We start from the raw sequence: 11193 nt of genomic DNA, 5'->3' as shown, positions 1-11193 counted from the left end.
CGGACGCCGAGTCCGTTGTGGACGCTCGGCCTGCTGCGCAACGAGCTGGGCACCACCCTGCGCCGCTGGCGGACCCTCGCGCTGCTCGGGGTGCTCGCCGCCGTGCCGGTGCTGGTCGGCATCGCGATCAGGATCGAGACGAGCGACGGGTCGTCCGCCGGAGGCGGCGGGGGAGAGGGGCCCGCGTTCATCGCGCAGATCACCAACAACGGGCTCTTCCTGGTGTTCACCGCGCTCGCCGCCACCCTGCCGTTCTTCCTGCCGATGGCGGTCGGCGTCGTCGCGGGCGACGCGATAGCGGGCGAGGCCAACGCGGGCACCCTGCGGTATCTGCTGGTCGCCCCGGCGGGACGTACGCGCCTGCTGCTCACCAAGTACGCGACCACGCTGGCCTTCTGCCTCGTCGCGACGCTGGTCGTGGCGGCCTCGGCGCTCGTCGTGGGCGCGCTGCTGTTCCCGCTGGGCGAGCTGACGACGATCTCCGGCACGCGCATCAGCTTCGGCGAAGGGCTGCTCCGGGCCCTGCTGATCGCGCTGGTCGTCGCCGCGTCACTGATCGGGGTCGCGGCGCTGGGACTGTTCGTCTCGACCCTGACGAACAGCGGGATCGCCGCGATGGCGACCACTGTCGGCCTGCTCATCACCGTGCAGATCCTCGACCAGATCCCCCAGCTCCACGCGCTCCAGCCGTACTTTTTCTCGCACTACTGGCTGTCCTTCGCCGACCTGATGCGCGACCCCGTGTACTGGGACGACCTGGTCCGCAACCTCGGACTCCAGGCGCTCTACGCGGCGGTGTTCGGCTCGGCGGCCTGGGCACGCTTCACGGCGAAGGACATCACCGCCTAGGGCGTCATCGCGCAAGGTCCGGGAGCCCTCGCGCGGCTCAGCTCTCGTAGGGGAAGCGCGCGAGCGGGGGCTCCTGGGCGAAGAAGGTCTTGGCCCGGGCCAGGGCGGCGGAGTCGGAGAGTACGTCGCCGGGCTTGCTGCCGTTGCCGAAGAGGACCCCGCCGAAGCGCATCCCCATATAGGCGGCCGAGTTGTTGAGGGTGCCGACGAGCGGCTCCGCGACCTCTTCCTCCTCGTGCGCGAGGGCGGTGACACCCCACAGGGTGCGCCCGGCCATCGTCTCCTTGAAGTCGACGCCGGGGGTGCGCAGCCAGCCGGCCCAGTGGTCGAGGTAGCGCTTGGTCTGCGCGGACACGGAGTACCAGTACAGCGGCGAGGCGATGACCAGGTCGGTCGCCGCGAGCGTCGCGTCGAGCAGGGTGGCCGTGTGGTCGCCGGACGGCCGGACGTGGTCGCTGTCGTGGCGCAGGTCCTCGTAGTCGGGCAGCGGGTGCCCGGTCAGGCTGATCCACCGCTGGGTGACGCCGGCCGGCAGCTGTTCGGCGGCCTTGCGGGCGAGCAGCTCCGTGTTGCCGTGATCGCGGCTGCTGCCGAGCAGGAAGAGGAAGTGGCGGGTCATGAAGGCTCCGTCATGTAGGGCGGACGACGACTACACGCGTATGCAGTATATGCACACGCATGCAGTCGTCGGCCACCCCGGAAACGGGCCGGGCTACTCCGACAGCTCCCAGACCGCGTACGCGAGGGCGTCGCTGTTGCGGTTCAGGGCGGTGTCGTTGATGTTCGCCGTCGTGTCGCACGAGGAGTGGTAGCAGCGGTCGAACGCCTGTCCCGACGTGCCGCCCCACTTGGCGGCCTGGGCCGCGGTCTTACGGGTGCTGGCGCCGGTGAAGAGGCCGCCGACGGGTATGCCCGCGCTCTTGAAGTAGGCGTGGTCCGAGCGGCCGTCGCCCTCGGTCTCGATCTCGGTCGCGACGCCGAGGCCGGTGAAGTAGTCCTTGAAGGTCTTCTCGATGGCCGGGTCGTCGTCGTAGACGAAGTAGCCGGGGTTCGGTGAACCGATCATGTCGAAGTTCAGATAACCGCTGATCTTCGCGCGGTTGGCGGTGGAGAGGCTGTTGACGTAGTAGCGGGAACCGACCATGCCCAGCTCCTCCGCGCCCCACCAGGCGAACCGCAGGTGCTTGGTGGGCGCGTACTGCGTCCGGGAGACGGCGAGCGCGGCCTCCAGGACGGCCGCCGAGCCCGAGCCGTTGTCGTTGATGCCGGGGCCCGAGGTGACGCTGTCGAGGTGGGAGCCCGACATGACGACCTGGTTGGTGTCGCCGCCGGGCCAGTCGGCGATCAGGTTGTAGCCGGTGCTGCCGGAGGAGGTGAACTGCTGGACGGTGGTGGTGAAGCCGGCCGCGTCCAGCTTGGCCTTCACGTAGTCGAGGGAGGCCTTGTAGCCGGTGCGGCCGTGCGCGCGGTTGCCGCCGTTGGCGGTGGCTATGGACTGCAGCTGGGTGAGGTGGGCCTTGACGTTGGCCACGGATATGTCCGGTGCGGCGGCCACGCGGGCCGGTGCGGCGTCGGCCATGGCGCTCGTGGTGAGCAGCGCGGCGATCGCCAGGGTGGCGGCACCCGTGGCACGTCCGGGAACGGAGAGCTTCATGTGGGGGGCTCCGAATTCCTTGGATTCCTTGGATTCCTCGCGGAAATGGGTGCCTGATGGTGAAGCTGAGGCTGACGTTCCGTCAAGAGCACAATCCGGTCAGCTGTGTTCGCATAACGGATACCCGGCGTTCACCAGGCCCGTTCCGGTTGACGGGCCCGGTCCGGTCCGGACCGGGCCGACGGGGTCGGTCCGGGTCAGTGGAGGCAGAACTCGTTGCCCTCCGGGTCCGCCATCACCACCCAAGCGCCGGACGGCTCCTTCACCTGCCGTACGACCGTCGCTCCGAGCCCGGTCAGCCGCGCGACCTCGGCGTCCCGCCGGCCGCCCTCGGTGTGCAGGTCGATGTGCAGCCGGTTCTTCACGGTCTTCGGCTCCGGCACGCGCTGGAAGAGCAGCCGCCGCCCGAGCCCCGTCCCGCTCTCCTTCTCGTACGGGTCCTGCGGGTGCCGTACGCCGGCGGCGTCCCGCCACGCGTGGCGGCCGTGTGACGCGACGACGATCCCGGGGGGTACGGCGCCGGTGCTCAGCAGGCGCTCGATCAGCGCGCTGTGGTCCTCGACCAGGTAGCCGAGGGCGGCGGCCCAGAAGTCGGCCTGGGCGTGCGGGTCGGCGGTGTCCACGACGAGTTTCCAGTGCAGGGGCGCCCCCAGACCCCCTGTCGCGCTGCGCGCTCCCGCGCAGTTCCCCGCGCCCCTAGGTACCTAGGGGCGCGGGGAACTGCGCGATCAGCCCCCACCGGCCCGCACCCGCGAACAACTCAGCACGCAGCAAAGCGAGTTGGCGGCGGAGTCGTCATACTGGTCCGATGACCGCAGACACCCCCGCACCCTCCTCCCCGCACCGCACCCSCGTGGTCGTCGTGGGGGCCGGGCCCGCCGGTCTCACCCTGGCCAACGTCCTGCGGGCCGCCTCGGTGGACTGCGTGGTGCTGGAGAACGAGAGCAGGGAGTTCGTCGAGCGGCGACCGCGCGCCGGCTTCCTGGAGGAGTGGGCGGTCCGCGCGCTGGACGGCCGGGGCCTCGCGGACCGGCTGCTGCGCAACACCGAGGTGCACACCGAGTGCGAGTTCCGGTTCGAGGGCAGGAGCCACCGGTTCCCGTACGCGCAGGTGTCGGGCCAGCGCCACTACGTCTACCCGCAGCCGCTCCTGGTGACGGACCTGGTGCGCGAGTACGCGGACGTGCGGGGCGGCGACATCCGCTTCGGCGTCCGCGACCTCGACCCGGCCGGGATCGGCACGGACCGGCCCTCGGTGTCGTACACCGACCCGCGTACGGGGGAGCGCGTCCGGCTCGACTGCGACTTCGTCGCGGGCTGCGACGGCGCGCGCGGGGTGACCCGGGACCGCATGCCGGCGGAGCACGTCACGGTCGCCCGGCACGACCTCGGCCCCGGCTGGCTGGCGCTGCTCGCCGAGGCGCCGCCGTCCTCCGACTGCGTCGTCCTCGGCATCCACCCGCGCGGCTTCGCCGGTCACATGGCCCGCAGCCCGCAGGTCACCCGCTACTACCTCGAATGCCCGCCGGGCGACGACCCGGAGAACTGGCCGCACGAAAGGGTGTGGTCCGAGCTCCACGAACGGCTCGCGGCGGACGGGGCCCGGCCGCTCGTCGAGGGCCCGCTGATCGAGAAGCGGGTCCTGGCCCTGCACAACTACGTGGTCGAGCCGATGGCGTACGGGCGGCTGTACCTGGCGGGGGACGCGGCCCACCTGCTCGCGCCGATCGGCGCCAAGGGCATGAACCTCGCGATCCACGACGCCCTGCTGCTCGCCGACGCGTTCGTCGCCCACTACGCGAAGGGCGACGACAGCGGGCTGCGCGACTATTCGCAGACGTGCCTGCGGCGGGTGTGGCAGTACCAGGAGTTCTCGCAGTGGCTCTCCGAGGTGTACCACGGGGCCTCGTCCGGCGATCCGTTCCGCGCGGGGGTCGCGCGGGCGCGGCTGCGGCGCACCCTCGCCTCACCGGCCGCCTCGGCGGTCTTCGCCGAACTGTTCATGGGCAAGGGCACGGACTACTGACGGGCAGGGACTGCCGATGGGTACGGACTGCTGACGGGCAGGGACTACTGACGGCCGAGTTCCGCCTCGGTGGCCGCCGTTCCCGGTGTCCTCGCCGCCTCCGCGGTGGCCGACGCCGCCGCGATCTCCGCGTTCCGCAGGACCGTCCTGGACCGGCGGGCCGTCCGCAGCGCGTCCCAGGTCAGCAGCGACAGCGCGGCCCACACCAGCGCGAACCCGGCCCACCGCTCGGGCGGCATCTCCTCGTGGAAGTACAGGATGCCGAGCAGGAACTGCAGCACGGGCGCCAGGTACTGCAGCAGCCCCAGCGTGGACAGCGGCACCCGGATCGCCGCGGCGCCGAAGCACACGAGCGGCAAGGCGGTCACGATGCCGGTCGCGGCCAGCAGCGCCGCGTGCCCGGCGCCCTCGGCGCCGAAGGTCGAGTCCCCCCGGGCCGACAGCCACAGCAGGTAGCCGAGCGCGGGCAGGAACTGGATCGCGGTCTCCGCGGCCAGCGACTCAAGGCCGCCGAGGTTGAGCTTCTTCTTCACGAGTCCGTACGTGGCGAAGGAGAAGGCCAGGCAGAGGGAGATCCACGGTGGCTGCCCGTACCCGAAGGCCAGCACGAGGACCGCGGCGAAGCCGGTGCCCACCGCCGCCCACTGCGCGGGGCGCAGCCGTTCCTTCAGGAGCAGGACGCCCATGGCTATGGTGACGAGCGGGTTGATGAAGTAGCCGAGCGACGCCTCCACCACGTGGCCGCTGTTCACGGCCCAGATGTAGACGCCCCAGTTGACGGTGATGACGGCCGCCGCGACGGCGATCAGCCCCAGCTTGCGCGGTCGGCGCAGCAGCGGGAGCGCCCAGGCCCAGCGGCGCGTCAGCACGAGGGCGATCAGCACGAAGCCGAGCGACCAGACCATGCGGTGGGCGAGGATCTCCCCGGCGCCCGCCGGTTCGAGGAACGGCCAGAACAGGGGCACGAGCCCCCACATGCCGTACGCGGCGAAACCGTTCAGCAGACCGATCCGCTGTTCGCCGCTGGACCCCGGCCCCGTACGCTGCTCGCCCTTGGACTCCACCGGTGCGGCCCCTCCTTCTTGCATCTTGCTGGGTCGGCTGCCGGTTCCGCGGCGTCCGAGCCACGCGCAGCCTCCAAGAAGGTAACGCCGGGCACCCCCGCTCGTCATGCCCGTATCGCCATACGGTCATGACAGGCGGGGGTGCGGGTCCGGAGGTCAGCCCTTGAGCGCCGCCTCGATCGATTCGGTGATCGGCGTGGTCGGGCGCCCGGCCAGCCGGGAGAGGTCGCCGCTCGTGATGAGCAGCTCGCCCTTCGCGATGGACTCGTCCACGCCGGCCAGGATCGCGGCGAACGGCTCGGGGACCCCGGCGCCGGTCAGGATGCCCTTGTACGTCTCGGCGGGGACGGCGTTGTACACGATCTCCTTGCCGGACGCCCGCGACACCGCGGCGGCGTACTCGGTGAAGTCGAAGGCGGTGTCGCCGCCCAGCTCGTACGTCGCGTTCTCGTGGCCCTCGCCGGTCAGGACGGCCACGGCGGCGGCCGCGTAGTCCGCGCGGGAGGCGGTGGAGATGCGGCCCTCGCCCGCCGCCTGGACGACGGCGCCGTGCTCCAGGACCGGGGCCAGGTTCTCGGTGTAGTTCTCGTTGTACCAGCCGTTGCGCAGCAGGGTGTAGGGCACGCCCGACTCCAGGACGGCCGCCTCGGTGGCCCGGTGGTCGTCGGCCAGCGCGGCGGTCAGGCTGCCGGGGGCGCTGGTGTAGGCGAGGAGCGCGACACCGGCGGCCCGGGCGGCGTCGAGGACGGCCTTGTGCTGGGCGACCCGGTCCTTGCCGACCGCGCTGCTCGAAATGAGCAGCACCTTGTCGCCGGCGGAGAAGACGCCGTCGAGGGTCTCGGGGGCGTCGTAGTCGGCGACCGCGATCCGCACGCCGCGGGCGGCCAGGTCCGCGGCCTTCGCCTCGTCGCGGACGACGGCGGTGACCTGGTCGGCCGGGACCTTCTCCAGCAGCCCCTCGACGACGTGCTTGCCGAGGTGTCCGGTGGCTCCGGTGACGACGATGCTCATGGTGGAAACAACTCCTCGTGGGTGGGTATCCACTCACCCTAGGAGCTGCACTAACTCAGGGAAAGTACCCACTTTGAAGTAAGGTACCTGCATGACAGTGAGCAACCCGGTCGGCGGTACGGCCACCGGCTCCGCGGCGGAACCGGTGGCCGGCAGGGCGGTGAACCCGGTGGTCGGCAAGTACGCCGACGCCGAGGGGATGTGCCCGTACCGCCTCGTCCTGGAGCACGTCACGAGCCGCTGGGGCGTCCTCGTCCTGATGGAGCTCATGGAGCGCCCGTACCGCTTCAGCGAGCTGCGCCGGGCCATCGGCCGGGTCAGCGAGAAGATGCTCACCCAGACCCTGCAGACCCTGGAGCGCGACGGCCTCGTGCACCGCGACGCCCAGCCGGTCATACCGCCGCGCGTCGACTACTCCCTCACCGGCCTGGGCCGCGAGGCCGCCGAACAGGTCCGCGCCCTGGCGATGTGGACGGAGACCCGGATGGACGCCGTGGAGAAGGCCCGCCGCGCCTACGACGAGGCCCGCGCCCCCTCAGGGGCGCGGGGAACCGCGCGACCGGCCACGGCGCACCCGCGGGCGGAAGGCGACGTGCCTCCGCGGCAGAGCGCCGCAACCTAACCGACGACCGTCCAGGCGTCCCCGCCGGTGAGCAGCGCGGAGAGGTCGCCCTTGCCGTTCTGTTCGATGGCCGTGTCGAGCTGGTCGGACATCTGTGTGTCGTAGACCGGCCGGTCCACGGCGCGCAGGACGCCGATCGGGGTGTGGTGCAGGGTGTCCGGGTCGGCGAGGCGCGAGAGCGCGAACGCCGTCGTCGGCGAGGTGGAGTGCGCGTCGTGGACCAGGACCTGCGACTCGTTCTGCGGGGTGACGGTGACGACCCGCAGGTCCCCGGTCAGCGCGTCGCGCACGACGCCCTTGGAGCCCAGGCCGTCCTCCAGGGGCGCGCCGAAGCGGATCTGGCGCCCGTGTTCCAGGCGGATCACCGCTTCCTGGGCCTGCTGCTTGTCCTTGATGGCCTCGAAGGCGCCGTCGTTGAAGATGTTGCAGTTCTGGTAGATCTCGACGAGGGCCGTGCCCGGGTGGGCGGCGGCCTGCCGCAGGACCTCGGTGAGGTGCTTGCGGTCGGAGTCGACCGTGCGCGCCACGAACGAGGCCTCCGCGCCGATCGCCAGCGACACCGGGTTGAAGGGCGCGTCCAGCGAGCCCATCGGCGTCGACTTGGTGATCTTGCCGACCTCGGAGGTCGGCGAGTACTGCCCCTTGGTCAGCCCGTAGATCCGGTTGTTGAACAGCAGGATCTTCAGGTTCACGTTGCGGCGCAGCGCGTGGATGAGGTGGTTGCCGCCGATGGACAGCGCGTCCCCGTCCCCGGTGACCACCCACACCGACAGGTCCCGGCGCGAGGAGGCCAGCCCGGTCGCGATGGCCGGCGCGCGCCCGTGGATGGAGTGCATCCCGTAGGTGTTCATGTAGTACGGGAAGCGCGAGGAGCAGCCGATGCCCGAGACGAAGACGATGTTCTCCTTCGCCAGCCCGAGCTCGGGCATGAAGCCCTGCACGGCGGCGAGGATCGCGTAGTCGCCGCAGCCGGGGCACCAGCGCACTTCCTGATCGGACTTGAAGTCCTTCATGGACTGCCTGGCCTCGGCCTTGGGCACCAGAGTGAGCGCCTCGATCGTGCCCGAGCCTTCCGTGGTCGTCTCAGCCATCGATGGCCTCCTTGAGAGCCGTGGCGAGTTGCTCAGCCTTGAACGGCATGCCGTTCACCTGGTTGTACGAGCGGGCGTCCACCAGGTACTTCGCCCTGACCAGCGTGGCCAGCTGACCGAGGTTCATCTCGGGGACGACCACCTTGCCGTAACGCTCCAGCACGGTGCCCAGATTCCGCGGGAAGGGGTTGAGGTGACGCAGGTGGGCCTGCGCGATGCTCTCCCCGGCCGTGCGCAGCCGCCGTACCGCCGCGGTGATCGGGCCGTACGTCGAGCCCCAGCCCAGCACGAGCGTGCCGGCGTCGCCGGTGGGGTCGTCGACCTCCACGTCGGGGACGTCGATGCCGTCGATCTTGGCCTGGCGGGTGCGGACCATGAAGTCGTGGTTGGCCGGGTCGTAGCTGATGTTGCCCGTGCCGTCCTGCTTCTCGATGCCGCCGATGCGGTGTTCGAGTCCCGGCGTGCCCGGGATCGCCCACGGACGGGCCAGCGTCTGCGGATCGCGCTTGTACGGCCAGAAGACCTCGGTGCCGTCCTGGAGGGTGTGGTTGGGCCCCTGCGCGAACTGCACGCGCAGGTCCGGCAGTTCGTCGGTCTCGGGGATGCGCCACGGCTCGGAGCCGTTGGCCAGGTAGCCGTCGGACAGCAGCAGCACCGGCGTGCGGTAGGCCAGCGCGATCCGCGCCGCCTCCAGGGCTGCGTCGAAGCAGTCGGCGGGCGTGCGCGGCGCCACGATCGGCACCGGCGCCTCGCCGTTGCGCCCGTACATGGCCTGCAGCAGGTCCGCCTGCTCGGTCTTGGTCGGCAGCCCGGTCGAGGGGCCGCCGCGCTGGATGTCGATGACCAGCAGCGGCAGCTCCAGCGAGACCGCCAGCCCGATCGTCTCGCTCTTGAGGGCCACCCCCGGACCCGAGGTCGTGGTCACCGCGAGCGAGCCGCCGAAGGCCGCGCCCAGCGCCGCCCCGATCCCGGCGATCTCGTCCTCGGCCTGGAAGGTGCGCACCCCGAAGTTCTTGTGCTTCGACAGCTCGTGCAGGATGTCGGAGGCCGGCGTGATCGGGTACGAGCCCAGGTAGAGCGGCAGGTCCGCCTGGCGGGAGGCGGCGATCAGCCCGTACGACAGCGCCAGGTTCCCGGAGATGTTGCGGTACGTGCCGGTCGGGAAGGCCTGCGTGGCGGGCGCGATCTCGTAGGAGACGGCGAAGTCCTCGGTGGTCTCCCCGAAGTTCCAGCCCGCCCGGAAAGCGGCGATGTTGGCCGCCGCGATGTCCGGCTTCCTGGCGAACTTCGTGGTCAGGAACTTCTCCGTGCCCTCGGTCGGCCGGTGGTACATCCAGCTCAGCAGACCCAGAGCGAACATGTTCTTGCTGCGCTCGGCCTCCTTGCGGGACAGGTCGAACGACTTGAGCGCCTCCACCGTCAGCGTGGTCAGCGGCACCGGATGAACGCTGTACCCGTCCAGGGTCCCGTCCTCCAGCGGACTCGCCGCCCAGCCCACCTTCGCCATCGCCCGCTTGGTGAACTCGTCCGTGTTGACGATGATCTCGGCGCCGCGCGGCACGTCCGCGAGGTTCGCCTTCAGCGCGGCCGGATTCATCGCCACCAGGACGTTCGGCGCGTCCCCCGGGGTGAGGATGTCGTGGTCGGCGAAGTGCAGCTGGAAAGAAGAAACGCCCGGCAGGGTTCCTGCGGGCGCACGGATCTCGGCGGGGAAGTTCGGCAGCGTCGAAAGGTCGTTCCCGAACGATGCGGTCTCGGAGGTGAAGCGGTCCCCGGTGAGCTGCATACCGTCACCCGAGTCCCCCGCGAACCGGATGATCACCCGATCGAGTCGCCGTACGTCCTTCCCGCCCGCCGGTTTGCGCTGCTCTCCTACGACGGCACCGTCGGCCTGCTCAGCCGGACTGCTGACCTGACTGGTCACTGAAGTGGACCTCCTTCGAGGCGGCTGTCCGGGTGCGGCCCTCCCGCAGGCCCACCCGAGCCCCACACTACGTCGGCAAGGGGCGACCGCTCTGGGACGTTCGCACCATGGATGTCGTTTCGAGACTGCCTTACACCCTGTTTTGCCACGCTTGCTCCGCCCCCGGCGTTACCTGTCCAGACGCTCCGGGCTCTTCCTCCGGTTCTCGCACGGGAGTCGCGCCGTAATGGTGCCCCGCGGCCGGCTCCGTGGTTCCTCACGAGTTCAGGTAGGTGAGGACGGCGAGGACGCGGCGGTGGTCGCCGTCGCTCTGGGACAGGCCCAGTTTCATGAAGATGTTGCTCACGTGCTTCTCGACCGCGCCGTCGCTGACGACGAGCTGGCGGGCGACCGCCGAGTTCGTCCGTCCCTCGGCCATGAGTCCCAGCACCTCCCGCTCGCGCGGGGTGAGCCCCGCGAGGACGTCCTGCTTCCGGCTGCGTCCGAGCAGCTGCGCGACGACCTCCGGGTCGAGGGCGGTGCCGCCGCGGGCCACGCGGACGACCGCGTCCACGAACTCCCGCACTTCGGCTACCCGGTCCTTGAGGAGATAGCCGACCCCGGTGCTGGAACCGGCGAGCAGTTCGGTGGCGTACTGCTCCTCCACGTACTGCGACAGCACCAGGACGCCGAGCCCCGGGTGCTGCCTGCGCAGTTGCACGGCCGCCTTGACGCCCTCGTCGGTGTGGGTCGGCGGCATCCGGACGTCCGCGACGACGACGTCGGGCAGCGCGTCCTGCGCCGCGAACTCCGTGATCGTCTTGATCAGTGCGTCCCCGTCGCCCACTCCCGCGATCACCTCGTGCCCGCGGTCGGTCAGCAACCGGGTCAGGCCCTCCCGCAGCAGCACCGAATCCTCGGCGATGACCACGCGCACTCTGTCCTCCACGATCTTCGGCCCCCCAGCCCATCC

11 protein-coding genes are annotated in these 11193 nt (G+C 70.8%); 3 read left to right on the top strand and 8 right to left on the bottom strand.

Features of this window, described 5'->3' with window-relative positions; all coding sequences use genetic code 11:
• The coding region (locus tag FGF04_RS16480; protein WP_235882349.1) for an ABC transporter permease at positions 1-849 on the top strand (849 nt) is incomplete at its 5' end.
• Positions 850-886: 37 nt separating this feature from the next.
• On the opposite strand, the gene FGF04_RS16475 is transcribed toward FGF04_RS16480, so the two are convergent.
• From FGF04_RS16475 to FGF04_RS16465, 3 genes are all read right to left on the bottom strand, one after another.
• On the bottom strand, positions 887-1468 hold the full coding sequence (locus tag FGF04_RS16475; RefSeq protein ID WP_149512027.1) for a flavodoxin family protein: 582 nt from the start codon (positions 1466-1468) through the stop codon (positions 887-889).
• Positions 1469-1561: 93 nt separating this feature from the next.
• Complete coding sequence (locus FGF04_RS16470) at positions 1562-2503, bottom strand: M28 family metallopeptidase (RefSeq protein WP_149512026.1); 942 nt, start codon at positions 2501-2503, stop codon at positions 1562-1564.
• Positions 2504-2700: 197 nt separating this feature from the next.
• Positions 2701-3144: a VOC family protein gene (locus FGF04_RS16465; RefSeq protein WP_149512025.1), complete on the bottom strand. Its 444-nt coding sequence runs from the start codon at positions 3142-3144 to the stop codon at positions 2701-2703.
• Positions 3145-3311: 167 nt separating this feature from the next.
• Between FGF04_RS16465 and FGF04_RS16460 the strand changes: the two genes are divergently transcribed.
• Positions 3312-4529 (top strand): 4-hydroxybenzoate 3-monooxygenase, encoded by a 1218-nt coding sequence (locus FGF04_RS16460; RefSeq protein WP_149512024.1) that lies wholly within the window; start codon positions 3312-3314, stop codon positions 4527-4529.
• Between the two features lie 44 nt (positions 4530-4573).
• Here the strand turns inward: FGF04_RS16460 and rarD are convergent, their stop codons facing one another.
• A complete protein-coding gene (rarD, locus tag FGF04_RS16455) occupies positions 4574-5617 on the bottom strand; it encodes an EamA family transporter RarD (RefSeq protein WP_149512023.1) in 1044 nt (347 codons plus the stop codon).
• Positions 5618-5749: 132 nt separating this feature from the next.
• Complete coding sequence (locus FGF04_RS16450) at positions 5750-6604, bottom strand: SDR family oxidoreductase (RefSeq protein ID WP_149512022.1); 855 nt, start codon at positions 6602-6604, stop codon at positions 5750-5752.
• Positions 6605-6803: 199 nt separating this feature from the next.
• On the opposite strand from FGF04_RS16450, the gene FGF04_RS16445 reads away from it, so the two are divergent.
• Entirely contained in the window at positions 6804-7226 is a 423-nt protein-coding gene (locus FGF04_RS16445) for a winged helix-turn-helix transcriptional regulator (RefSeq protein ID WP_235882378.1), read from the top strand.
• On the opposite strand, the gene FGF04_RS16440 is transcribed toward FGF04_RS16445, so the two are convergent.
• The 3 genes from FGF04_RS16440 to FGF04_RS16430 all read right to left on the bottom strand — a co-directional run bounded on the left by FGF04_RS16440 (position 7223) and on the right by FGF04_RS16430 (position 11169).
• Positions 7223-8317 (bottom strand): 2-oxoacid:ferredoxin oxidoreductase subunit beta, encoded by a 1095-nt coding sequence (locus FGF04_RS16440; RefSeq protein WP_149512020.1) that lies wholly within the window; start codon positions 8315-8317, stop codon positions 7223-7225. The genes FGF04_RS16445 and FGF04_RS16440 overlap by 4 nt on opposite strands.
• Positions 8310-10241 carry a 2-oxoacid:acceptor oxidoreductase subunit alpha gene (locus tag FGF04_RS16435; RefSeq protein WP_149512019.1) on the bottom strand — a complete coding sequence of 644 codons (1932 nt, stop codon included), beginning with the start codon at positions 10239-10241 and terminating at the stop codon, positions 8310-8312. Before FGF04_RS16435 ends, FGF04_RS16440 begins: the two co-directional genes overlap by 8 nt.
• A 256-nt stretch (positions 10242-10497) precedes the next feature.
• Positions 10498-11169: a response regulator transcription factor gene (locus FGF04_RS16430; RefSeq protein WP_149512018.1), complete on the bottom strand. Its 672-nt coding sequence runs from the start codon at positions 11167-11169 to the stop codon at positions 10498-10500.
• Positions 11170-11193 lie beyond the last annotated feature (24 nt).

This window comes from Streptomyces apricus, assembly GCF_008369065.1.
GTDB lineage: Bacteria > Actinomycetota > Actinomycetes > Streptomycetales > Streptomycetaceae > Streptomyces > Streptomyces apricus.
The sequence above is the reverse complement of the archived record's forward strand: the minus strand, read 5'-3'. Positions and strand labels throughout refer to the sequence as shown.